Source organism: Pseudomonas brassicacearum (assembly GCF_003732225.1).
Taxonomy (GTDB): domain Bacteria; phylum Pseudomonadota; class Gammaproteobacteria; order Pseudomonadales; family Pseudomonadaceae; genus Aquipseudomonas; species Aquipseudomonas brassicacearum_E.
Map to the genome: position 1 here is coordinate 136505 of NZ_MOBJ01000001.1, position 22890 is coordinate 159394.

Here is a 22890-nt window from a genome sequence, read left to right on the forward strand (position 1 = left end):
GCCATCAGCCCTCAACGACCGGACGTCGCCCAGTGAAGCGGCGTTCCAGCCGATGCATGGCGAGGAAAATCACCGGCGTGGAGAACAGCGTCAGCAATTGGCTGAGCAGCAGCCCGCCGATGATCGCAATCCCCAGCGGATGCCGCAGCTCGGAGCCGATCCCGGTGCCCAGCGCCAACGGTACCGCACCGAACAGCGAGGCCATGCTGGTCATCAGAATCGGCCGAAAACGCAGTTCGGCCGCCTGCCGGATCGCCGCCTGTGGGCTCAAACCGCCCTTGCGCTGCAGCTCCAGGGCGAAGTCGACCATCATGATGCCGTTCTTCATGACGATGCCGATCAGCAGCACGATGCCGATCAGGCCAATGATGTCGAACTGCGTGCCAGTGATCAGCAGCGCCAGCAACGCGCCTAACGCCGCCGACAGCAGGGTCGAGAGAATCGTCACCGGGTGCACGAAGCTTTCGTAGAGAATCCCCAGCATCAGGTACACCACGACAATCGCCGCGAGCACCAGAAACACTTGATTGGATAATGACGCCTCAAAGGTCGCCGCCGCGCCTTCCAGCGACGCTTGCACAGTCAACGGCAAACCGAGTTGCGCCTCGACGTCCTTGAGCCGGTTCACCGCTGCGCCGAGGGTCTGACCGGGAGCAAGGTTGAACGACACGTCAGCGTAGGGAAACTGCCCGAGTCGGTTGATGGTAATCGGCGTGCGCACCAGCTGCATGCTCGCCATACTCGACAGCGGCGCCACCCCGCCACCCGGAATGTTCACGTACAAACCAGTGAGCAGATCGGCCAGATTGCGCGGCGGATGATCGGTGGCCAGCACCACGTGATACTGGTTGAGCTGGGTGTAGAGGGTCGACACCTGACGCTGACCAAATGCGTCGTACAGCACATCGTCGATAGCTTGCGGCGTGATGCCCAGGCGCGAGGCGGTGGCGCGGTCGAAGGTCAACTGGATCTGATTGCCGAACTGCAACGCCTGGCTTTGCACATCGCTGAACATCGGGTCGTGCTTGAGCGTCGTCAGCAGCTTGCCGGTCCACAGCGCCAGCACCTGCGGATCGGTGGCTTGCAGACCGAGGCGATAGCTGGTGGTCGACACCGTGGCATCCAGCGTCAGGTCCTGCACTGCATGCAGGTACAGACGAATGCCGGCGTCATCGCTGTTCGCATCCGACAGCCTGCGGATCACCGCCGCGCTGCTGTCGCGTACACCACGGGGCTTGAGGTTGATCAGCAGGTTGCCCTGGTTGATCGTCGGGTTGGTCTGGTCGATCCCGACAAAGGACGACAGACTCTCGACCGCCGGATCACGCAGAATCCTCGTGGCCAGTCGCTGCTGCTCGACCTGCATCTGCTGGAACGAAATGGTCGGCGAGGCCTGGGAGATGCCCTGAATCAGTCCGGTGTCCTGTTCGGGAAAAAACCCCTTGGGCATGACCACGATCATCAACAGGGTCAGCAACGCGGTGCATACCACCGAGATCAGTGTCAGCAGCTGGTGTTCCAGTACCCAGTCCAGACCGCGCAGGTAGTGGCTATTGACCCGGTCGAAGAAGTCGACCCGCCGTTCCTGCTGCCGGGGCTTGAGCATTCGCGCGCACATCATCGGCGTCAGGGTCAGCGAGATCAGCGTAGAAATAACGATGGTCACCGCCACGGTCATGGCGAACTCGCGAAACAACCGGCCCACTACATCGCCCATGAACAGCAGCGGGATCATCACCGCAATCAGCGCCACCGACAGCGAAATGATGGTGAAGCCGATTTGCTCCGAACCCTTGAGCGCGGCCTGCATGGGCGGCTCTCCGGCCTCGATGTAGCGCGTGATGTTTTCGATCATCACGATGGCGTCATCGACCACAAAACCGATGGCGATGGTCAGCGCCATCAGCGTCAGGTTGTTCAGGGAGAACCCCAACGCGTAGGCCACCGCCAGCGTACCGATCAGGGTCAGCGGCACCGTCACTGCCGGAATCACCGTCGCCGGGATCTCACGCAGGAACAGAAATATCACCAGCACCACCAACACCACCGCCACACTCAATTCGTACTGCACGTCGGTGACCGAGGCGCGGATGGTCTGGGTGCGGTCGGTGAGCACGGCGACTTTCAACGTACCCGGCAAACTGGCGCGCAACTTGGGCAGCAGTTGCTGAACCCGGTCGACCACATCGATCACGTTGGCCCCGGGCTGGCGCTGGATGTTCAGCAGAATTGATGGCGTGCTGTCGGTCCAGGCCGCCTGACGCGGATTCTCCGGCCCCTGAATGGAACTGGCGATCTGCGCCAGACGAATCGGCGCGCCGTTTTTATAGGCAATCACCAGGTCGCGATATTCATCCGCCGATTGCAGCTGATCGTTGCCGCCAATCGAGTACGCCTGGAACTTGCCATCGATGTTGCCTTTGGCCTGATTGACGTTGGCATTGCCCAGCGCCGTGCGCAGCTCTTCCAATGACAGGCCCAGGTTGTTCAGCGCCGAGGTATTGGCCTGAACCCGCACCGCCGGGCGCTGACCGCCGCTGATGGTCACCAGACCGACACCGGTGATCTGCGAGATTTTCTGCGCCAGCCGAGTGTCGGCAAGGTCTTCGATTTTGGTCAGGGGCAACACGTCGGAAGTCAACGAAAGGGTCAGCACCGGGGCGTCTGCCGGGTTGACCTTGCTGTACACCGGTGGGTACGGCAGGTTCGTCGGCAGAAACGTCCCGGCAGCGTTAATGGCGGCTTGTACCTCTTGTTCGGCGATATCCAGCGACAACGCCAGATCAAATTGCAGGGTAATCACCGAGGCGCCGTCGGAGCTGGTGGAGTTCATCGATTTGAGCCCCGGCATCTCGCCGAGCTGTCGCTCCAGTGGCGCAGTGATCGACGAACTGACCACCTGCGGACTGGCGCCGGTGTATTGGGTAAACACCTGAATGGTCGGGTAATCGACCTCGGGCAGCGCCGACACCGACAGCAAGTGATAACCCAACATCCCCAGCAGCAACACCGCTACCATCAACAGGGTGGTGGCGACCGGCCGCTCGATAAAGGGCCGCGAGACGTTCATGGCTGGCAGCTGTTCATTGGGCGACGACCTTCACGGACGAGCCATCATCGAGTTTATCCGCGCCCTCGGTGATCACCTGCTCGCCGGGCTTGAGGCCGTTATCGAGAATCGCCGTGACGTCGCCCATCGAAGGACCTGCCTTGATGTTGCGCAAGCTGGCCTTGTCGCCGTTGACCACAAACACGAAGTCACCCTTGCTGCCATGTTGAATCGCAGTGGTCGGCGTCACCGGCACCTGACTCAGGGTGTCGGCCTTGAGCCGGGCGTTGACGAACTGATTGGGAAACAACGCATTGCCGGAATCGTCGAACTGCGCCTTGACCTTGATCGTGCCAGTGCTGGTATCAACCTGATTATCCAGCGCCAGCATGAGGCCGGTGCCCAGCAGGCTGTGCTTGTTGCGGTCGTAGGCGAGCACCGTCACCGGTCCTTTGGCCATCGCTTGATGGATCGCGCCCAAATCATCCTCGGGCACCGCGAACACCACCGTCGCCGGGCGCATCTGGGTAATCACTGCAATGCCCGTGGTACTGGCGGTGGTCACGTAGTTGCCCGGATCGACCAGCCGCAAACCCACCACGCCATCGACCGGTGAACTGATGGTGCAGTAACTCAACTGGACTTCGAGGTTCTGCACACTGCCTTGATCGGCGGCGACCGTACCTTGTTGCTGCTGCACCAGGGACGCCTGGGTATCGAGGGTTTGCTGGCTGGTGGAACCGACCTTGATCAGTTCGCGAAAGCGCGCCAGATCGCGCTGGGCATTACTCAACAGCGCTGAATCGTGAGCCAGCGTGCCTCTGGCCACCGCCAGTTGCGCCTTCAACGCCCGGTCGTCGATCCGCGCGATGACCTGCCCCTTGCGCACCTGTTGGCCTTCCTCGAATTCGACCGAGGCGAGAATACCGTTGACCTGCGTCACCACGGTCACACTGCGGGTGGGCGTGACCGTCCCCAGGGCGTCGATGTATACCGGCACATCCTGCAAAGTCACCGCCGCGACCGCCACCGGCTCGGCAAGCAGCGCAGGCTTGCCTTTGTGTTGTCCACTCTCGCGGTAAAACCACAGGGCGGCGGCCAACAACACCAGCAGCACAGCCCCGATCACCAGAGCGAATTTGCCTCGCCTGCTCTTCACCACGATTTCTCACTCAAACGGGCTGAACACCAAACGCAGCGATGCGAAGTGAATGCCGGGCCGTTTACACAAGAAATGGCCAAAAGGCCTGATCGCTCACTTGAACTTTAGCAGTGCGCCTGCCATTCACTTGCCCATCCGGCCGTTTGTTCAGCCCCGAGACAGGCTCAAACGATGAGGGGCAGCCGGCAGCATTCTTGAGCGCCGCGCGAGGCCGGTGCTACCATGCGCAACCGCCAGCACAGGCAAGGAATCACCTGGTTTATGAGCACTATCCGCGAACGCAATAAAGAACTGATCCTGCGTGCCGCCAGTGAAGAGTTTGCCGACAAAGGCTTCGCCGCGACCAAAACCAGTGACATCGCGGCCAAGGCGGGATTGCCCAAGCCCAACGTCTACTACTACTTCAAATCCAAGGAAAACCTCTACCGCGAGGTCCTTGAAAGCATCATCGAGCCGATCCTTGCGGCCTCGACGCCGTTCAACGCCGACGGTGTGCCCAGCGAAGTGCTCAGCGGCTACATTCGCTCGAAGATTCGCATCTCCCGCGACCTGCCGTTCGCGTCCAAGGTGTTTGCCAGCGAGATCATGCACGGTGCACCGCACCTGAGCGCCGACCTGGTCGAACAGCTCAACGCCCAGGCCAAGCACAACATCGACTGCATCCAGACCTGGATCGATCGCGGCCAGATCGCCCCCATCGACCCCAATCACCTGATGTTCAGCATCTGGGCCGCAACCCAGACCTACGCCGACTTCGACTGGCAGATCTCCGCCGTCACCGGCAAGGCCAAGCTGGATGAAAGCGACTACGAAGCGGCGGCGCAGACCATCATCCGGTTGGTGCTCAAGGGCTGCGAGCCTGACAGGTAGACCGCAGCGCCCCCATCGCGAGCAAGCTCGCTCCCACATTTAACCTGCGTGCTCACATATTTTGTGTTCACAACGAAACCACTGTGGGAGCGAGCTTGCTCGCGATGGAGGCGACTCGGTTTTTAATCAAACCCAAACAGCATCCCACAGCGGATAATCGCCCAGTCGCTCCACCAACCCCGCCCGCAGCGGGTTGGCAACAACATAACGAGCAAGCTCTACCAAGCCCTCCTCTCGCCGCAGCGCTCGATCGTGATAGCCCTGCTGCCAAAGACTGCCCTTGCACCCAGTTGCCCTGTTCACCGCTCTCGGACTCAATGACTTGGTTTTTTGCATCAGTTCACTCAACGACCCGAACTGCAACTCGATCAACCAGTGAAAGTGATCGGGCATGACGACCCAGGCCAACGAGTTCGCCCAGCCCTGATCCTGTGCACTTCGAAATTGATCAACGATCAATCTGCCCAAGGCGAACTCTTCAAAAACCGGCTCTCGGTCGAGTGTGTTGGTGGTCAGCAGATAAATTCGGTTCTGTTCGGCATAGCGGCCGATGCGCAAGCGATGTGAAGCGGGTAGATCCGGCATTCCCTCGCCCTTCCATGATCAAGTCATGAAGAAGGCTAGCTCCGCGAATGCCGGAAAGCGGGGCAGACTTTTAGCAGGATGTGTCTGGTAGATAGTCATCGCGAGCAAGCTCGCTCCCACAGGGATTGCTGATGTACACATATTTTGTGTTCATCCCAAGTCCACTGTGGGAGCGAGCTTGCTCGCGATAGCGGTAGGTCAATCAACGAAAAAATCAGGCAGTCACACCCGCATCCGCCCGCAACCCCTGCTCCTCGATGGCGCTGATCGCGCATTGTTCGTCGATGTCCGAGGTATCGCCGCTGATGCCAATCGCCCCCAGCACAACCCCGTCCTGATCCCGAATCAGCACGCCGCCCGGCGCGGGTACGACGCTGCCCTGACCCAGGCTGTTCAACGCGGCGATAAACGCCGGACGCTGTTGTGCGTCCAGTGCCAATAGCCGCGAGCCCTTGCCCATTGCGATCGCGCCCCAGGCTTTGCCGATGGCGATCTGTGGGCGAAGCAGGCTGGCGCCGTCTTCGCGCTGCAAGCTCAACAAATGCCCACCGGCATCAAGTACTGCAATGGTCAGCGGTGCCGCGGCGATCTTGTGCCCCGCGGCTATGGCCTGACCGGTCAGGCTGACTGCGACTTTCAAGGTTAAAGCGCTCATGGGTGCCGTCCTTATCTTGTTATGGGAAAGCCTTTGGGTTTCTGCATATTGAGAAGCCCGATACAACAAATAGAACACAATGAATTATTTTTTTGTATACAGTAATTCTCGAAAAGCAGCTCATGCGACGAAACGCCACGGTGTTTATGGCCCTCCGACGAATGAAACAGCCGCTTGAGAAAATGGATTGACCTGCGCCGTCCGCCGTGAATACACTCTGCGCAAAGCCACTTGTATACAATTACAAAACGTAAAGAGGCACAAAACCATGAGCAAAATGAGAGCAATCGAAGCCGCCGTTCTGGTGATGCGCCGTGAAGGGGTTGATACCGCTTTTGGCATTCCGGGCGCTGCAATCAACCCGCTGTACTCCGCCCTGCAAAAGGTCGGCGGCATCGATCACGTCCTCGCTCGCCACGTTGAAGGCGCCTCGCACATGGCCGAGGGTTACACCCGCACCAAGGCCGGCAACATCGGCGTGTGCATCGGCACCTCCGGCCCTGCCGGCACCGACATGGTCACCGGGCTCTACAGCGCCTCGGCCGACTCGATCCCGATTCTTTGCATCACCGGGCAAGCACCCCGCGCCCGTATGCACAAGGAAGACTTCCAGGCTGTCGATATCACCAGCATCGTCAAGCCAGTGACCAAATGGGCGACCACTGTTCTGGAACCGGGCCAGGTGCCTTATGCGTTCCAGAAAGCCTTCTATGAAATGCGCTCCGGCCGCCCAGGCCCGGTGCTGATCGACCTGCCGTTCGACGTGCAGATGGCCGAAATCGAATTTGACATCGACGCTTACGAACCACTGCCATTGGCCAAGCCAGCGGCAACCCGCAAGCAAGTCGAAAAGGCCCTGGCCATGCTCGATCAGGCTGAGCGTCCATTGCTGGTAGCCGGTGGCGGCATCATCAACGCCGACGCCAGCGACCTGCTGGTGGAGTTCGCCGAACTGACCGGCATCCCGGTTATCCCGACCCTGATGGGTTGGGGCACGATCCCGGACGATCACCCGCTGATGGTCGGCATGGTTGGCTTGCAGACCTCGCACCGCTACGGCAACGCGACCATGCTCAAATCCGACGTGGTGCTGGGCGTCGGTAACCGTTGGGCCAACCGTCACACCGGTTCGGTTGAGGTGTACACCGAAGGCCGCAAATTCATTCACGTCGACATCGAACCGACCCAGATCGGTCGTGTGTTCACGCCGGATCAGGGCATCGTTTCCGATGCTGGCCTGGCACTGAAAATGTTCATCGAAGTCGCCCGCGAGTGGAAAGCCGCCGGCAAATTGAAGGACCGCAGCGCCTGGCTCAAAGACTGCCAGCAGCGCAAAGCCAGCCTGCACCGCAAGACTCACTTCGACAACGTGCCGGTCAAGCCGCAGCGCGTGTACGAAGAGATGAACCAGGTGTTCGGTAAAGACACCTGCTACGTCAGCACCATCGGTTTGTCGCAGATTGCCGGCGCGCAGTTCCTGCACGTCTACAAACCGCGCCACTGGATCAACTGCGGTCAGGCCGGCCCTCTGGGCTGGACCATTCCGGCAGCGCTGGGCGTGGTCAAGGCTGACCCGAGCCGTAAGGTCGTGGCACTTTCGGGCGACTACGACTTCCAGTTCATGATCGAAGAACTGGCGGTGGGCGCGCAGTTCAAACTGCCGTACATCCACGTCGTGGTGAACAACTCGTACCTGGGTCTGATCCGTCAGGCACAGCGCGGTTTCGACATGGACTACTGCGTGCAGCTGTCCTTCGACAACCTCAACGCACCGGAGCTCAACGGTTACGGGGTTGACCACGTAGCGGTTGCCGAAGGCCTGGGTTGCAAGGCTCTGCGCGTGTTCGAACCGGCCGGCATCGCCCCTGCCCTGCGCAAGGCGCAAGAGCTGATCGAGGAGTTCAAGGTGCCGGTGATCGTCGAGATCATCCTGGAGCGCGTGACCAACATTTCGATGGGCACCGAGATCAACGCCGTCAACGAATTCGAAGACCTGGCGCTGGTCGGCGCCGACGCGCCAACGGCGATTTCGTTGCTGGACTGATCATGCCCCCCTGTGGGAGCGAGCTTGCTCGCGATGAGGCCAGCACATTCAACATTTCTGTTGTCTGGCACACCGCCATCGCGAGCAAGCTCGCTCCCACAGGAGGCCTCACAAATTTAGGAGACCACCATGCCGCGTTTCGCAGCCAACCTGTCCATGCTGTTTACCGAGCAGGATTTTCTTGCCCGCTTCGAAGCGGCCGCCAAAGCCGGCTTCAGTGGTGTCGAATACCTGTTCCCGTACGATTTCAGCTCCGCCGACATCAAGGCTCAACTGGATGCCAACGGTCTGACCCAAGTGCTGTTCAACCTGCCGGCCGGTGACTGGGCCAAGGGTGAACGCGGGATCGCCTGCCATCCGGATCGCGTGGAAGAGTTCCGCGCCGGCGTCGATCTGGCGATCGCTTATGCACAGGTTCTGGGCAACACCCAAGTCAACTGCCTGGCCGGCATCCGCCCACAAGGCGTAGACGATGCCACCGTGGAAAAGACCTTTGTCGCCAACCTCAAATATGCCGCCGACAAGCTGCAAGCGGTGGGCATCAAACTGGTGATGGAAGCCATCAACACCCGTGACATCCCGGGCTTCTACCTGAACAACACCGCTCAGGCACTGTCGATTCGCGAACAAGTGGGCAGTGCCAACCTGTTCCTGCAATACGACATCTACCACATGCAAATCATGGAGGGCGACCTGGCCCGCACCATGGCGACGCACCTGGAAGAGATCAACCACATTCAACTGGCCGACAACCCGGGCCGCAACGAGCCGGGCACCGGTGAAATCAACTACCGCTTCCTGTTCGAACACCTGGATCGTATCGGTTACCAGGGTTGGATCGGTTGTGAATACAAGCCGCTGACCACCACTGAGGCGGGTCTCGGTTGGTTGAAGACCCATAACGCAATTTGAAGTGATTTCCCTGTGGGAGCGAGCTTGCTCGCGATAGCGGTAGGACAGTCAACATAGATGCTGAATGTTATGGCCTCATCGTCGGAACGCCGCCCGGAGCAAGCTCGCTCCCACAAAAGCAGCAGTCCCCCATTTGTTTGCAAGCAGCTATAAAAACAAGAGGATTTTCTCATGGCTAAAATCGGATTTATCGGCACCGGCATCATGGGCCACCCAATGGCGTTGAACCTGCAGAAAGCCGGTCACAGCCTGTTCCTGTCGGCGCACCACGACCCTGCCCCGGCTGATCTGGTCGCCGCTGGCGCGGTCGCTCTGGCGAGCCCGAAAGAAGTCGCTCAGGAAGCCGAATTCATCATCGTCATGGTGCCGGATACCCCACAAGTCGACGACGTGCTGTTCCGTGCCGACGGCGTCGCCGCCGGTGTTGGCAAAGGCAAGGTGGTCATCGACATGAGCTCGATCTCGCCGACCGCGACCAAAGCGTTCGCCGCGAAAATCAACGAGAAAGGCGCGCAATACCTCGACGCCCCGGTGTCCGGTGGTGAGGTCGGTGCCAAAGCCGCGACCCTGAGCATCATGGTCGGTGGCGACAGCGATGCTTTCGAACGTGCATTGCCGCTGTTTCAGAGCATGGGCAAGAACATCACTCTGGTCGGTGGCAATGGCGACGGTCAAACCGCCAAAGTGGCGAACCAGATCATCGTTGCGCTGAACATTCAGGCCGTGGCCGAAGCCCTGCTGTTCGCCTCGAAAAACGGTGCTGATCCAGCCAAGGTGCGTGAGGCGCTGATGGGCGGTTTTGCCTCGTCGAAGATCCTCGAAGTACACGGCGAGCGCATGATCAAAGGCACCTTCGATCCAGGCTTCCGTATCAGCCTGCACCAGAAGGACCTCAACCTGGCGCTGGCCGGTGCGCGCGAGCTGGGCATCAACCTGCCTAACACCGCAGGCACCCAGCAAGTGTTCAGCACCTGCGCGGCCATCGGTGGCAGCAACTGGGACCACTCGGCGCTGATCAAGGGCCTGGAACACATGGCGAACTTCTCGATTCGAGATAAATAAACCCCTTGCATGAAGCTGGCTCGGTCCCCTGTGGGAGCGAGCTTGCTCGCGATGAAATCGCCGCGGTGTACCTGATACACCATGTCGCCTGAATCGCAGGCAAGCCAGCTCCCACACTGGACCGCGTCGCAACACCCGCTGTCGTCCTACCCCAATAACAAGAAATCGGGAGCCCGCCATGTCGGTCGATCCGCAACAATTCCTGCGCGAGCTGTTCGCCACAGCCATCGACGCTGCCCATCCGCAGCATGTCCTCGAAGCCCATTTACCCAAAGATCGCAGCGGTCGAGTGATCGTCATCGGTGCTGGCAAAGCCGCCGCGGCCATGGCCCAGGTGGTCGAGCGCTGCTGGCAGGGTGAAGTGTCTGGCCTGGTGGTCACCCGCTATGGTCACGGCGCCCCATGCGAAAAAATCGAAGTGGTCGAAGCGGCCCACCCGGTGCCTGATGCAGCCGGTCTGGCCGTGGCGAAACGGGTGCTGGAACTGGTTAGCAATCTGACCGAAAACGATCGCGTGATCTTCCTGCTGTCGGGCGGTGGTTCGGCCTTGCTCGCCTTGCCAGCAGCCGGCATCACCCTGGCCGACAAACAAGCGATCAACAAAGCCCTGCTCAAGTCCGGCGCGACCATCGGCGAGATGAACTGCGTGCGCAAGCACCTCTCGGCGATCAAGGGCGGCCGCCTCGGCAAAGCCTGCTGGCCTGCCACTGTTTATACCTACGCGATTTCCGATGTCCCAGGCGACCTCGCCACGGTGATCGCTTCCGGCCCAACCGTGGCCGACCCGAGCACCTCGGTCGAAGCCCTGGCGATTCTCAAACGCTACGCCATCGAGATTCCGGCGTCGGTGCGCAGTTGGTTGCAAAGCCCGGAATCGGAAACCGTAAAACCGGGTGATCCGAGCCTCGCCCGCAGCCATTTCCAGCTGATTGCCCGCCCGCAGCAATCCCTTGAAGCAGCCGCGGTGAAAGCCCGTCAGGCCGGTTTCAGCCCGTTGATCCTCGGTGACCTGGAAGGCGAATCCCGCGAGGTGGCGAAAGTCCACGCTGGCATCGCGCGCCAAGTGGTGCTGCACGGTCAGCCGTTGGCCGCGCCTTGCGTGATTCTCTCTGGCGGCGAAACCACCGTCACCGTACGCGGCAATGGCCGTGGCGGACGCAACGCCGAGTTCCTGCTGAGCCTGACCGACAGCCTCAAAGGTCTGCCCGGCGTCTACGCACTGGCCGGTGACACCGACGGCATCGACGGCTCCGAAGACAACGCCGGCGCAATCATGACCCCGGACAGCTACGCCCGCGCCGCCGCCCTCGGCTTGAGCGCCAGCGATGAACTGGACAACAACAATGGCTACGGCTATTTCGCCGCGCTCGACGGGCTGATCGTCACCGAGCCGACGCGCACCAACGTCAACGACTTCCGCGCCATCCTGATCCTCGAGAGCCCTGAAAATGACGCCTGATAAAAAGGTCAAAATCCTCGCCACCCTCGGCCCCGCCACCGACGGAATCAATGAGATCCGCGAACTGGTCGAAGCCGGGGTAAACATCTTTCGCCTGAACTTCAGCCACGGCGATCACGCCGACCACGCCCAGCGCTACCAGTGGATCCGCGAAGTCGAGCGACAACTCAATTACCCGCTCGGCATTCTGATGGACCTGCAAGGCCCGAAACTGCGGGTCGGGAAGTTTGCCGAGGGCAAGGTGCAACTGGTGCGTGGTCAGGCCCTGCGCCTGGACCTCGACGCCACGCCGGGTGACGAGCGTCGGGTCAACCTGCCGCATCCGGAAATCATCGCCGCGCTGGAACCCGGCATGGACCTGCTGCTGGACGACGGCAAACTGCGTCTGCGGGTGGTGACCAAGTACGCCGATGCCATCGACACCACGGTGCTCAACGGTGGCGAACTGTCGGATCGTAAAGGTGTGAACGTGCCGCAAGCGGTACTCGAACTCAGCCCGTTGACCGCCAAGGATCGTCGTGACCTGAGCTTCGGTCTGGAGCTGGGTGTGGACTGGGTCGCGCTGTCGTTTGTGCAGCGTCCGGAAGACATTCGTGAAGCCCGCGCGCTGATCGGCGACAAAGCCTTTTTGATGGCGAAAATCGAGAAGCCGTCGGCCGTTGAACAACTGCGCGAAATCGCCGAGCTGAGCGACGCGATCATGGTTGCCCGTGGCGATCTGGGCGTGGAAGTGCCGGCCGAGAGCGTGCCGCAGATCCAGAAAAACATCATCAGCACCTGCCGCCAGCTTGGCAAACCGGTGGTAGTGGCGACCCAGATGCTGGAGTCGATGCGTTTCTCCCCGGCGCCGACCCGCGCCGAGGTGACTGACGTCGCCAACGCCGTGGCCGAAGGTGCTGATGCGGTGATGCTGTCGGCGGAAACTGCCTCGGGCGATTACCCACTTGAAGCGGTGCAGATGATGAGCAAGATCATCCGTCAGGTCGAAAGCGGCCCGGATTACCAGGCGCAACTGGACGTCAGCCGGCCAAAAGCCGAAGCCACTACCTCGGACGCTATCAGCTGCGCGATCCGCCGGATCAGCAACATCCTGCCGGTGGCGGTGTTGGTGAACTACAGCGAATCCGGCAGTTCGAGTTTGCGTGCGGCGCGGGAGCGGCCAGCGGTGCCGATCCTCAACCTGACGCCGAACCTTTCAACTGCGCGGCGCTTGAGCGTGGCGTGGGGCGTGCATTCGGTGGTCAATGACCGTCTGCGGCAGGTCGACGAGGTGTGCTCCACCGCGCTGGAAATCGCCCAGGCGCAAGGCATGGCCAAGCGCGGCGACACGTTGTTGATCACTGCGGGGGTGCCTTTCGGTCAGCCGGGATCAACTAACTCGTTGCGCATCGAGACATTGATTTAGCGCCCGTACTGGCCTCATCGCGAGCAAGCTCGCTCCCACACTGGATCTGTGCCCGACACAAAATCAATGTGGGAGCGAGCTTGCTCGCGATGGGGGCGCCTCGGTTTACCAGACATAGACTCGAAATGCCCTCAAACCACTTCAACACCCACTGCCCCGACTGGGCCACTGCCCTGCTCAACGGCTTCAGCCAGATTTTCCTCCAGCGCCATCCGCTGTGTGGCCTGCTGTGCCTGTTGGCCATCCTGTTTACCGCTCCGACATTGCTCGGCGGCGCCCTGTTGGGTGGCGTGGCCGGTTTGCTTACAGCGCAACGTCGTGGCTACGCCAAGGCTGATCGCCAGGCCGGGCTCTTCAGCTACAACGGCGTATTGCTCGGCCTGTTGCTGAGCCTGCAATTTCGTTGGTCAGCCATGCTGCCGCCACTGATCATCGCCTGCGGCGGGCTGAGCGCGATCATCACCGAGCAATGGCTCAAGCGCGCTCGCGACCCGCATTTCCTGCCCGCCTATACCGCACCTTTCGTGGGATTGGGCTGGATACTGCTGAGCTTTGCCGCACCGGCACCCTCGCCCCCTGCGCCACTGCCGGCACTCGATGCCCTGAACCTGCTCGGCGCCGAGTTCAAAGGCCTGGGCCAGGTCATTTTCCTCGACCATCCCCTGGCGGGTGTGTTGATCGCTGCGGGGCTGTTGCTTGCCAACCGCCGCGCCGCCGTCTGGGCGCTGGTCGGTTCCTGCGCGGGCCTGGCCTGCGCTTTGTGGCTCAACGAAACCTCCGGCGCATTGCTCGGCCTTTATGGCTACAACCCGGCACTCGCCGCCCTCGCCTTCAGTCAGCAACGCCGTCAACCCTGGTTGCCGCTGCTGGGGATTGCACTGGCGATTCTCCTCACACCGGCTTTCGCTGCCGCGGGGTTGGCGACCCTGACAGCGCCGTTCATCCTCGCCTGCTGGTTGCTGCATTCGGGTATTCGCCTGCTACGCCAAGCGGCCACAGACCGTGCACCTTGCCAAACCACGGAGAATCAACCTAGGCTGCGCTGATTTATGGCCAAGGCGATTTGAATGGACAGCAACGACACGTGGCGCAACCGCCTGTACGTGATGATTTTCCATACCGACACGGTCGCCGGGCGGCGCTTCGATAAAACGCTGCTGCTGATCATTCTCGCCAGCCTGGTTGTGGTGATCCTCGACAGTATCGACGATGTCCATCAGAACTACGCCAGCTTCCTGGCGTATATCGAATGGGGTTTCACGGTGATTTTCCTGGCCGAGTACATCCTGCGCCTGTACTGCTCGCCCAAGCCTCTGCGTTACGCTTTCAGCTTTTATGGATTGGTGGACTTACTGGCGATTGTTCCGGGGATCCTCGCGCTGTATTACAGCGATGCCCAGTACCTGTTGATCATCCGGATCATCCGGATGCTGCGGATCTTCCGTGTGCTCAAGCTCGGTCCCTACCTGAAACAGGCCCATTACCTGCTCGATGCCCTGCGCGGCAGCAAGCAGAAAATCCTCGTATTCCTGCTCTGCGTCTGCACGCTGGTAACGGTGTTCGGCACACTGATGTACGTGGTCGAAGGCCCGGAGCATGGGTTCACCAGCATTCCGAAAGGCATCTACTGGGCGATCGTCACCCTGACCACTGTCGGTTATGGCGACATCGTGCCAAGGACTGCGCTTGGGCAGGTCATCTCGGCGATGGTAATGATCACCGGTTACTCGATCATCGCCGTCCCCACCGGGATTTTTACCGCCGAACTGGCCAACGCCATGCGCGGCGAACAGCAGCAACATGACTGCCCGGTGTGCAGCAAGAACCACCACGAACACAGCGCGGCATTCTGCTCACGCTGCGGCAATGCACTGTTCAAGAAAATAGAATAAGCAAAGTACTTTTTAATCTTTAAAGGGATATGCAGCCCCGGCTATAGTCGACGGCACAAGGTGTCGACACCTCTTTGATGAATAACAAATAGCCCGTAGGAGCTGCCGAAGGCTGCGCCTACCCAAAAAGGAATGTGCAGTGAAAAAGATCTTTGGCGCCTCACTTCTGGCCGCTGGCCTGGCCCTCGCGAGCGTGGCCCAGGCCGCACCGACCCTGCTCAACGTGTCCTACGACGTGATGCGCGATTTCTACAAGGACTACAACACTGCCTTCCAGAAACACTGGCAAGCCGAGCACAACGAAAACATCACCTTGCAGATGTCCTTCGGCGGGTCCAGCAAACAGGCCCGCTCCGTGATCGATGGCCTGCCGGCTGACGTCATCACCATGAACATGGCCACCGACATCAACGCCCTGGTCGATAACGGCAAACTGGTGCCGGACAACTGGGTCACGCGCCTGCCGGACCACAGCGCACCGTTCACTTCCGCCACCGTGTTTATCGTTCGCAAGGGCAACCCGAAAGCCCTGAAAGACTGGCCCGACCTGCTCAAGGACGGCGTGCAGGTGATCGTGCCCAACCCGAAAACCTCGGGCAACGGCCGCTACACGTATTTGTCGGCCTGGGGTTACGTGCTGAAAAACGGCGGTGACGAGAACAAGGCCAAGGCCTTCGTCGGCAAGCTGTTCAAACAAGCCCCGGTACTCGACACCGGCGGCCGCGCCGCCACCACCACCTTCATGACCAACCAGATCGGCGACGTGCTGGTGACCTTCGAAAACGAAGCGGAAATGATCGCCCGCGAATTCGGCCGCGACCAGTTCGAAGTGATCTACCCAAGCGTCTCCGCCGAAGCCGAACCGCCGGTGAGCGTGGTCGACAAAGTCGTCGACAAGAAAGGCACCCGCGCTGCCGCCGAGGAATACCTGAAGTACCTGTGGTCCCCGGAAGGCCAGGAAATCGCCGCCGCCAACTACCTGCGCCCGCGTGACCCGGCGGTACTTGCCAAGTACACCGACCGTTTCCCGAAAGTCGACTTCCTGTCGGTGGAAAAGACCTTCGGTGACTGGCGCACCGTGCAGAAAACCCACTTCAACGATGGCGGGATTTTCGACCAGATTTACAGCGGGCAGTAAGCATCGGCCATGATAAAGGCGACCTTCGCAGGTCGCCTTTTTTGTCGCTGTAATTCTGATTCAGCTAAGGAAGAATTGCTTCCACCTCAACCTCGATCAGCCATTGCGGCAGTGACAGACCGCTAACGATGATCCATGAGGACGCTGGAGGATTGTTCGGAAAACGCTCCAGCAGCACGCTGGATATTTCATCCTGCTCATCACGGGCAGATTCGACAATGTAGATCCTCATCATGACAACATGGGACAGGTCCCCACCCGCCCCAACCAGTATTTCTTCGATATTTTGGAATGCCTTGTCCGTTTGCGCGCGCAGCCCTGGGGCGACGGTGTGCTCACTCTCATCGACACCGACCTGGCCGGATAGCAGTAAACGGCGCCCGCCACACACTTCAACGGCCTGGCTGAAACCGTACTGAAGCGAGTTGAAAACGGTTGGCGGGTTCAAAACTGACTTCTGCATAGGAACTCCCGATTTTCTGAGTCGATCGGGAAACCTAAACTAATGCCCATCGGGGTTCTACCCAAACTCCGCCGCTGCAATACCTGGAAACGTAACTGTCAGGAAAGAACCCTCCACCCCAAGGCACTCCTTGGGGAGCATTCACTAGCGATTTCGGTGAAAACTCTACATCGGTGGCGCCACGCCGCCCTTGCCGGCCGAGATCGATTGCGCTGTCAGCGTGCCATCGGCACTTTGAGTGGCGAACAACACGACCTTGACCCCAACCTTGAGCAAGCTGCGATCGCCGGGCGTCAGGTTGACGATCGGCACGTCTTCCGGTACCAGGATCGTTTGCTGACCACCCTTGTAATTGACCGTCAGGATCCGGCCATTGCTGACCACCAGGTCGCCGACGCTGCCATTGGTCATGCTGCTGCCCTTGACCAGATCGAATGGGCGGTGACCGTCGCCGGTGCCGGCCATTTCGGGCGGGAACACATGCACTTCCAGCGCCTTGAGCGAGCCGTCGGCTTGCGGTATTGCCGCAGTGCCAATGTAACTGCCGGGCTTGATGTCTTCGATGTTGGCCAGGGTTACCGCGCGAACCTGGGTGTCCTTGGTCAACTGAATGGTCACGTTATCGCCGCTGTTGGCGTGCACTTCCAAGACATCTGCGGACACGCCGGTGATTTCACCGCGCACGCCGATACGCATGCCCGGTGCGTCCTCGGCCAGAGCCGAAGTGGCGATCAGCACGCAGCCCAGGGAAATCGCGCCAATGTTGCGTATCAGGCTACCAAACATCGTTTTCATGGGACCGGTTTCCATTGATAAAACGTTGAAAAATGACTGATACAAGAGAGCTCACCGCTCACATAAATCATATGCGCTACGGGACAAGATGAAAGCTTCGCGGGCATCGAACCACCGCCCGCGAACGGCCCTCAATGCCGCACCAACTTCTCCATCGCCGCGTCCGCCAAAAACGAAGAGCGGCTTTTGACATTGTGCTCACGCACATAACGGTCAATGCGCTGGATAACGTAGCCGGGTAACGTCACGTTGACCTTCTCGGTTTTGCCGAGATAAGGCGCGATGTCGAGCTCCAGCATGCCCCAGCCCATGTCGGCAAAGTCCGGGTTGCTCCGGTGCGTCGCAGCTGAAGTCGGCATCGGAATGTCCTCCCCGCCGGATACGATCTCTTGCAACATGAGATGAGCAACTTCGACCGCCGCGTTGTAAGCCTCTTCAAACGTGTCGCCTGCGGTGACGGCGCCCGGAATATCGGGGATCTGAATACCGATGGCGGTGTTCTCGTCGCCCCACTCGATACAGATGGGATATTGCATTACGGATCTCCTGCGTAACTGGCCACCGGGTAGTGAAGCCCGGCGCGCCTCCTTGCACCGGCCTGAATAAAAATAACTCTAGAGTTATATTTACTCAAGCACAAAAAACCGATGCATGACGTACGGTTGTTTTACAGGGTGTTGAATCGAGCGGTGATTTGCGTAGAGAGTGAGCCGGTTGGTTCATTGAACCCACCTGCAAAAACGGCGACCCTGAGGTCGCCGTTATCGTTACTGTCCGAATTGCCTTCCCAGCCCGGAAGGAACGCCATGGATGTCGGTTTCTTCCCACGGCCCATTCGGGCTGATGCTGCGGCTCCAGCCGTTGTTCCAACGGTAGTAGGTGCGCTGGCGGTAGAAGGTGTCGGTCTGGTCGTCGAGGACGTAGACGCCGAGCTTCGGATCCCAGTGGCTGTTGCCGCCGGGTGGTGGGGCGAAGCTTGCGGAGGTGCGTGGCTGTGGTTTTGCGGGTTTGTTTGGGGTCACCGGCTGGCCAGGAGCGGTCGTCGGCCTCGGTTTATTGCCTGGATACGATGACGGGATTGGCGGCAAGGTGCCTTCATGTGAAGGCTGCTGGACCGCACATGCGCTTAACCCCAAGACTAGACTGAGCAAGGTGATACGAGCGATGGCGGTCATAGCGGATTTCCTGGTTATTTATCTGGGCTGTCGATGGTCAATTGTTGCGGCGCGGTAGTGCTGCTGGCCAAGGGCTCGCTGCGACCGACCCACTCGCCGGCAGTCGGTTGGCCAGCACGGGAAACGCGCGCGACCAGTTGGACTTCAGGAAAGTTCGACAGTTTCAATTGCGGCATCATTGCGTCGGCATCGCCCAGCTCAACGGTCACTGGCAGGTCGGCGACGGTCAGGCGTTTGGCCGCCAACGGCGCTGGAGGACCTGAGGTAGCGCGAGCGAAGATGAACACGCTGTCACCCGGCTGTACCTTGGCTTTCACGTTCGCCGCCAGATCGACCGTCACTTTCAGCAGCGCGGCTGGCTTGGCTGCTACAACTGGCGCCTTGGCGACAGTACCGCCGCTCGCTTGCAATTTTTCGGTCGCCCGTGCAATGCCGCCTTGCAGCGCGCTGCGTGAGTTATCTTCCGGCGGCAGTTGCGCCAGCAAACGACTCCAGTAGTCGATGGCCTCTTGATAACGCTCGCCTTCGAAAGCCGCGATGCCCAACAGTCCAAGGCTGGTGACTTCTTTAGGATCGGCTTTAAGCGCTTCGTCGGTCAGCGCCTGGACCTTGTCCGACCACTTTTTGTTGTCGGCAAAGTACTGCGCCTGGGCCCATTGGCCGAGCAGTTCAGGCTGACGACCCGCCAGCGCCACGGTGCGCTCGAAGATCTTCGCCGCATCGCCAGGTCGATCCTGAGCCATATACGTACGACCAAGGAAATACAGGCCTTCGGCAGAATCCGGTTGCGCCGCGACAGCACGTTCGAGACGACGGGTCATCTCTTCCATCGATTGCGGTGCCTGGGCGAATTCGCGGGTCAGTTCGACCTTGTCACTGGCACCGAAATGCAGATACAGACCCAAGCCCAACACCGGGACCAGGATCGCCGCCAGCAGCGGCAGCGGCTTGCCCAGACGGGAAACCCGACCAGTGTCAGCCCCTTCGGTATCGGCCAACAGCTCACGGGCCGCTTCGTCACGCCCGGCGTCCATTTGCGTCGAATCGAGTACGCCTTCGGCCTGCTGAGCCTGCAACTCAGCCACGCGCTCTTGGTAAAGCGCCACGTTCAGCGCGGTACGATCCTCTTCACGCTGGGCACGACGGCCACGCAAAACCGGGATCAACAGAAAACTCAGGGCAACCAGTAGAAGCAGACCTGCAGCGAGCCAGAAATCAATCATCAGTGTTTTTGTCCAGCAGTTGGTCGAGGCGCTTGCGCTCCTCGGCAGAAAGCGTATCCGGGCCTGCAGTGCGTTCGGCGCGCCGACGACGGACGATCAAGGCGATCACCAGCACGCCACCGAGCAATAGCCCGGCCGGACCAAACCACAGCAATGCAGTCTTGCTGTTCAGGGCAGGCTTGTAGCGCACGAAGTCGCCATAGCGGTCGACCATGAAGTCGATGATCTGCTGGTTGTCCTTGCCCTCGCCGAGCATGCGGAAAATCTCTTTGCGCAGGTCAGCGGCGATCGGCGCGTTGGAATCGGCAATGTCCTGATTCTGGCACTTTGGGCAACGCAGCTCTTTGGTCAGCTCGTGAAAGCGCTCGCGCTCGGCGTCATTGGCGAACACGTAAGTATCGATGGCCGCGTGAGCGACGCCGGCGATACTCAGGCCGAGTACGGCTGCAGCAATCCAGCGCTTCATGGTTTAGCCTCGTCGACCAACGCCTGATACTTGGCCGCCAGTTTTTCGCGCCAGACCACTTCGTCGATCACCCCGACGTATTTGTCGCGGATGATGCCTTTGGCGTCGATGAAGAAGGTTTCCGGAGCGCCGTAAACACCAAGGTTCAGGCCCAATGAGCCCTCCTCGTCGCGGATGTTCATCTGGTACGGGTTGTGGAACTCCACCAGCCACTTCAAGGCATCGACGTTGACGTCCTTGTAGTTGACGCCGTAGATCGCCACGCCCTGCTGGGCCAGTTTGTTCAGCACCGGATGCTCGACCCGGCAGGAAATGCACCAGGTACCCCAGACGTTGACCAGTGCCGGTTTGCCCAGCAGGTCCGCGCGGCTCAAGGTCTTGTCGCCCTGCACGGCCGGCAGGGAAAACTCCGGGAACGGTTTGCCGATCATCGCCGAGGGCAGCTCGGCCGGGTCCAGATAGAGACCCCGATAAAGAAACACCGCCACCACCAAAAACAGCGCCAGTGGCAACACCATTAACCAACGTCTCATGCAGTGGCTCCCGTCATGCCCAGCGCTTCACGCACGCGGCTCTTGACCTTGACCCGATAACGACGATCCAGCGCCGCCAGCAATCCACCGAAACCTGTCAGCAAACCGCCAAACCAGATCCAGCGCACGAACGGTTTGACGTGTACGCGCACAGCCCAGGCGCCATTCTCCAGCGGCTCGCCGAGGGCAACGTAAAGGTCACGGGTGAAACCGGCGTCGATACCGGCTTCGGTCATCATCGAGTTCTGTACGGTGTACAGACGTTTTTCCGGGTGCAGCACCGCGACTTCCTTGCCGCTGCGGATCACTCGAATGGTGCCCTTGTCGGAGGTGAAGTTCGGTCCTTCGAAGTGCTTGGCGCCTTCGAAGATGAAGTGATAACCGGCCAGGTCCATGGATTCACCCGGCGCCAGACGCAAATCGCGCTCGGCGCTGTTCTGGCTCGAAAGCACCACGCCCAGGGCGCAGACGGCGATACCCAGGTGCGCCACCTGCATGCCCCAATAGCTGCGGGTCAGGGTTGGCAGGCCTTTGATCAGGCCTTTGTTGCGGGTCTTGTCGAAAATGTCGCGCACGCCGGCCAGCAATACCCATGCGGCAAGCATGAAGGTCGCCAGCACGGCCCAGTTGAAGTCGCCATAAGCAATGCCGGCCACAACCGCCAGCGCAGCACTGCCGAGCAACACCGGGATCAGCATGCTTACCAGCCATTTCACCGGCGTGTCTTTCCAGCGCACCAGCACGCCGACCGCCATCACCACCATCAGCAACGCCATCAACGGAATGAACAACGCGTTGAAATACGGCGGGCCGACCGACATCTTGGCGCCGGTCAGGGCGTCGAGCACCAGCGGATACAAGGTGCCTAGCAGAATCATCGAAGCCGCGACCACCAGCACCAGGTTGTTGCCCAACAGCAGGGTTTCACGCGACCACAGGTTGAAGCCAACGTGGCTCTTGACCACCGGGGCACGCAGGGCGAACAGCGTCAGCGAACCACCGACCACGAACAGCAGGAAGATCAGGATGAACACGCCGCGCTCAGGGTCCGAGGCAAACGCGTGCACTGAGGTCAGCACGCCGGAACGCACCAGGAAAGTCCCCAGCAGGCTCAGCGAGAACGCTGCAATGGCCAGCAACACGGTCCAGCTTTTGAACACACCGCGTTTTTCAGTCACGGCCAACGAGTGAATCAGCGCCGTACCGACCAGCCAAGGCATGAACGAGGCGTTTTCCACCGGGTCCCAGAACCACCAGCCGCCCCAGCCGAGTTCGTAGTAGGCCCACCAGGAGCCGAGGGTGATGCCGATGCCGAGGAACGCCCAGGCGACGATGGTCCAAGGTCGCGACCAACGCGCCCACGCCGCATCCAGACGACCGCCGAGCAAGGCTGCGATAGCGAAGGCGAAGGCCACCGAGAAACCGACGTAACCCATGTAGAGCATCGGCGGGTGAACAATCAGGCCGATGTCTTGCAGTAACGGGTTGAGGTCATGACCATCCGTGGGAATCTGCGGCAGAATCCGTGCGAACGGGTTCGACGTAAGGATCAGGAACAGCAGGAAGCCGGTGCTGATCATGCCCATCACCGCCAGCACGCGAGCCAGCATGACCTGCGGCAACTGCCGGGAGAAGATCGATACAGCGAAGGTCCAGCCACCGAGAATCAGCGCCCAGAGCAGCAACGAGCCTTCGTGGGCACCCCACACTGCGCTGAACTTGTAGTACCACGGCAAGGCGCTGTTGGAGTTGTTGGCGACATAACCGACGGAAAAATCATCGGTCATGAAGGCGTAAGTCAGGCAACCGAAGGCGAACACCAGAAACGTAAACTGGCCCCAGGCCGCTGGCTGCGCCAGGCCCATCCACATGCGGTCACCGCGCCAGGCACCGAGCAACGGCACGATGGCCTGAACGATGGCAAAGCACAGGGCGAGAATCATCGCCAGATGGCCCAACTCGGGGATGAACAGCCCTGAACCAAAGAGTGCGGAAGTCATCG

Annotated in this window: 21 protein-coding genes; 9 read left to right on the top strand and 12 right to left on the bottom strand. The window is 60.3% G+C overall.

Translation table 11 applies throughout. The features are described from left to right. Positions 1–4: 4 nt before the first annotated feature. The gene (locus BK659_RS00695) at positions 5–3070 is read right to left on the bottom strand and encodes an efflux RND transporter permease subunit (RefSeq protein ID WP_123423281.1); all 3066 of its coding nucleotides are present in this window, start codon (positions 3068–3070) and stop codon (positions 5–7) included. A gap of 13 nt (positions 3071–3083) precedes the next feature. Further along, on the bottom strand, positions 3084–4211 hold the full coding sequence (locus BK659_RS00700; RefSeq protein ID WP_123423282.1) for an efflux RND transporter periplasmic adaptor subunit: 1128 nt from the start codon (positions 4209–4211) through the stop codon (positions 3084–3086). A 261-nt stretch (positions 4212–4472) separates the two neighbouring features. Between BK659_RS00700 and BK659_RS00705 the strand changes: the two genes are divergently transcribed. Continuing rightward, positions 4473–5081 carry a TetR/AcrR family transcriptional regulator gene (locus tag BK659_RS00705; RefSeq protein ID WP_123423283.1) on the top strand — a complete coding sequence of 203 codons (609 nt, stop codon included), beginning with the start codon at positions 4473–4475 and terminating at the stop codon, positions 5079–5081. A gap of 126 nt (positions 5082–5207) precedes the next feature. Here the strand turns inward: BK659_RS00705 and BK659_RS00710 are convergent, their stop codons facing one another. Together BK659_RS00710 and BK659_RS00715 are read right to left on the bottom strand one after the other, a co-directional pair. Beyond that, complete coding sequence (locus BK659_RS00710; protein WP_123423284.1) at positions 5208–5666, bottom strand: REP-associated tyrosine transposase; 459 nt, start codon at positions 5664–5666, stop codon at positions 5208–5210. 214 nt (positions 5667–5880) lie between these two features. Next, positions 5881–6321, bottom strand: coding sequence for a GlcG/HbpS family heme-binding protein (locus tag BK659_RS00715; RefSeq protein WP_123423285.1), 441 nt, complete (start codon positions 6319–6321; stop codon positions 5881–5883). Positions 6322–6589: 268 nt separating this feature from the next. On the opposite strand from BK659_RS00715, the gene gcl reads away from it, so the two are divergent. The 8 genes from gcl to BK659_RS00755 all read left to right on the top strand — a co-directional run bounded on the left by gcl (position 6590) and on the right by BK659_RS00755 (position 16233). After that, on the top strand, positions 6590–8365 hold the full coding sequence (gene gcl, locus BK659_RS00720) for a glyoxylate carboligase (protein ID WP_123423286.1): 1776 nt from the start codon (positions 6590–6592) through the stop codon (positions 8363–8365). A gap of 129 nt (positions 8366–8494) precedes the next feature. Next, the gene (gene hyi / locus BK659_RS00725; RefSeq protein WP_054593439.1) at positions 8495–9277 is read left to right on the top strand and encodes a hydroxypyruvate isomerase; all 783 of its coding nucleotides are present in this window, start codon (positions 8495–8497) and stop codon (positions 9275–9277) included. Positions 9278–9448: 171 nt separating this feature from the next. Further along, on the top strand, positions 9449–10339 hold the full coding sequence (locus BK659_RS00730; protein ID WP_123423287.1) for a 2-hydroxy-3-oxopropionate reductase: 891 nt from the start codon (positions 9449–9451) through the stop codon (positions 10337–10339). A 178-nt stretch (positions 10340–10517) separates the two neighbouring features. Continuing rightward, entirely contained in the window at positions 10518–11798 is a 1281-nt protein-coding gene (locus BK659_RS00735) for a glycerate kinase type-2 family protein (RefSeq protein WP_123423288.1), read from the top strand. Further along, positions 11788–13203 (top strand): pyruvate kinase, encoded by a 1416-nt coding sequence (pyk, locus tag BK659_RS00740; protein WP_123423289.1) that lies wholly within the window; start codon positions 11788–11790, stop codon positions 13201–13203. The genes BK659_RS00735 and pyk overlap by 11 nt, the downstream gene beginning before the upstream one ends. A 125-nt stretch (positions 13204–13328) precedes the next feature. Beyond that, on the top strand, positions 13329–14249 hold the full coding sequence (locus tag BK659_RS00745) for an urea transporter (RefSeq protein ID WP_123423290.1): 921 nt from the start codon (positions 13329–13331) through the stop codon (positions 14247–14249). A gap of 21 nt (positions 14250–14270) precedes the next feature. Continuing rightward, a complete protein-coding gene (locus tag BK659_RS00750) occupies positions 14271–15095 on the top strand; it encodes an ion transporter (protein WP_123423291.1) in 825 nt (274 codons plus the stop codon). Positions 15096–15234: 139 nt separating this feature from the next. Next, on the top strand, positions 15235–16233 hold the full coding sequence (locus tag BK659_RS00755) for a sulfate ABC transporter substrate-binding protein (protein WP_123423292.1): 999 nt from the start codon (positions 15235–15237) through the stop codon (positions 16231–16233). A 64-nt stretch (positions 16234–16297) separates the two neighbouring features. On the opposite strand, the gene BK659_RS00760 is transcribed toward BK659_RS00755, so the two are convergent. The 8 genes from BK659_RS00760 to BK659_RS00795 all read right to left on the bottom strand — a co-directional run bounded on the left by BK659_RS00760 (position 16298) and on the right by BK659_RS00795 (position 22888). Continuing rightward, entirely contained in the window at positions 16298–16696 is a 399-nt protein-coding gene (locus tag BK659_RS00760; protein WP_123423293.1) for a RidA family protein, read from the bottom strand. A 165-nt stretch (positions 16697–16861) separates the two neighbouring features. Then, entirely contained in the window at positions 16862–17491 is a 630-nt protein-coding gene (locus tag BK659_RS00765) for a DUF5666 domain-containing protein (RefSeq protein ID WP_185015266.1), read from the bottom strand. A 131-nt stretch (positions 17492–17622) separates the two neighbouring features. Continuing rightward, positions 17623–18027 carry a type II toxin-antitoxin system HicB family antitoxin gene (locus BK659_RS00770; protein WP_123423294.1) on the bottom strand — a complete coding sequence of 135 codons (405 nt, stop codon included), beginning with the start codon at positions 18025–18027 and terminating at the stop codon, positions 17623–17625. A gap of 231 nt (positions 18028–18258) precedes the next feature. Beyond that, complete coding sequence (locus BK659_RS00775; protein ID WP_123423295.1) at positions 18259–18666, bottom strand: hypothetical protein; 408 nt, start codon at positions 18664–18666, stop codon at positions 18259–18261. Positions 18667–18680: 14 nt separating this feature from the next. Further along, a complete protein-coding gene (ccmI, locus tag BK659_RS00780; protein WP_123423296.1) occupies positions 18681–19889 on the bottom strand; it encodes a c-type cytochrome biogenesis protein CcmI in 1209 nt (402 codons plus the stop codon). After that, positions 19882–20355, bottom strand: coding sequence for a cytochrome c-type biogenesis protein (locus BK659_RS00785; protein ID WP_123423297.1), 474 nt, complete (start codon positions 20353–20355; stop codon positions 19882–19884). Before BK659_RS00785 ends, ccmI begins: the two co-directional genes overlap by 8 nt. Continuing rightward, positions 20352–20888, bottom strand: coding sequence for a DsbE family thiol:disulfide interchange protein (locus BK659_RS00790; RefSeq protein WP_123423298.1), 537 nt, complete (start codon positions 20886–20888; stop codon positions 20352–20354). Before BK659_RS00790 ends, BK659_RS00785 begins: the two co-directional genes overlap by 4 nt. Then, entirely contained in the window at positions 20885–22888 is a 2004-nt protein-coding gene (locus BK659_RS00795; RefSeq protein WP_123423299.1) for a heme lyase CcmF/NrfE family subunit, read from the bottom strand. Before BK659_RS00795 ends, BK659_RS00790 begins: the two co-directional genes overlap by 4 nt. Between the last annotated feature and the right edge of the window lie 2 nt (positions 22889–22890).

Coding starts and splice junctions, on each gene's coding strand:
- BK659_RS00695 (WP_123423281.1), bottom strand. CDS start 3,070: ATGAACGTCTCGCGGCCCTTTATCGAGCGGCCGGTCGCCACCACCCTG.
- BK659_RS00715 (WP_123423285.1), bottom strand. CDS start 6,321: ATGAGCGCTTTAACCTTGAAAGTCGCAGTCAGCCTGACCGGTCAGGCC.
- BK659_RS00760 (WP_123423293.1), bottom strand. CDS start 16,696: ATGCAGAAGTCAGTTTTGAACCCGCCAACCGTTTTCAACTCGCTTCAG.
- BK659_RS00765 (WP_185015266.1), bottom strand. CDS start 17,491: ATGAAAACGATGTTTGGTAGCCTGATACGCAACATTGGCGCGATTTCC.
- BK659_RS00730 (WP_123423287.1), top strand. CDS start 9,449: ATGGCTAAAATCGGATTTATCGGCACCGGCATCATGGGCCACCCAATG.
- BK659_RS00710 (WP_123423284.1), bottom strand. CDS start 5,666: ATGCCGGATCTACCCGCTTCACATCGCTTGCGCATCGGCCGCTATGCC.
- hyi (WP_054593439.1), top strand. CDS start 8,495: ATGCCGCGTTTCGCAGCCAACCTGTCCATGCTGTTTACCGAGCAGGAT.
- gcl (WP_123423286.1), top strand. CDS start 6,590: ATGAGCAAAATGAGAGCAATCGAAGCCGCCGTTCTGGTGATGCGCCGT.
- ccmI (WP_123423296.1), bottom strand. CDS start 19,889: ATGATTGATTTCTGGCTCGCTGCAGGTCTGCTTCTACTGGTTGCCCTG.
- BK659_RS00795 (WP_123423299.1), bottom strand. CDS start 22,888: ATGACTTCCGCACTCTTTGGTTCAGGGCTGTTCATCCCCGAGTTGGGC.
- BK659_RS00775 (WP_123423295.1), bottom strand. CDS start 18,666: ATGACCGCCATCGCTCGTATCACCTTGCTCAGTCTAGTCTTGGGGTTA.
- BK659_RS00790 (WP_123423298.1), bottom strand. CDS start 20,888: ATGAGACGTTGGTTAATGGTGTTGCCACTGGCGCTGTTTTTGGTGGTG.
- BK659_RS00745 (WP_123423290.1), top strand. CDS start 13,329: ATGCCCTCAAACCACTTCAACACCCACTGCCCCGACTGGGCCACTGCC.
- BK659_RS00735 (WP_123423288.1), top strand. CDS start 10,518: ATGTCGGTCGATCCGCAACAATTCCTGCGCGAGCTGTTCGCCACAGCC.
- BK659_RS00770 (WP_123423294.1), bottom strand. CDS start 18,027: ATGCAATATCCCATCTGTATCGAGTGGGGCGACGAGAACACCGCCATC.
- pyk (WP_123423289.1), top strand. CDS start 11,788: ATGACGCCTGATAAAAAGGTCAAAATCCTCGCCACCCTCGGCCCCGCC.
- BK659_RS00705 (WP_123423283.1), top strand. CDS start 4,473: ATGAGCACTATCCGCGAACGCAATAAAGAACTGATCCTGCGTGCCGCC.
- BK659_RS00750 (WP_123423291.1), top strand. CDS start 14,271: ATGGACAGCAACGACACGTGGCGCAACCGCCTGTACGTGATGATTTTC.
- BK659_RS00785 (WP_123423297.1), bottom strand. CDS start 20,355: ATGAAGCGCTGGATTGCTGCAGCCGTACTCGGCCTGAGTATCGCCGGC.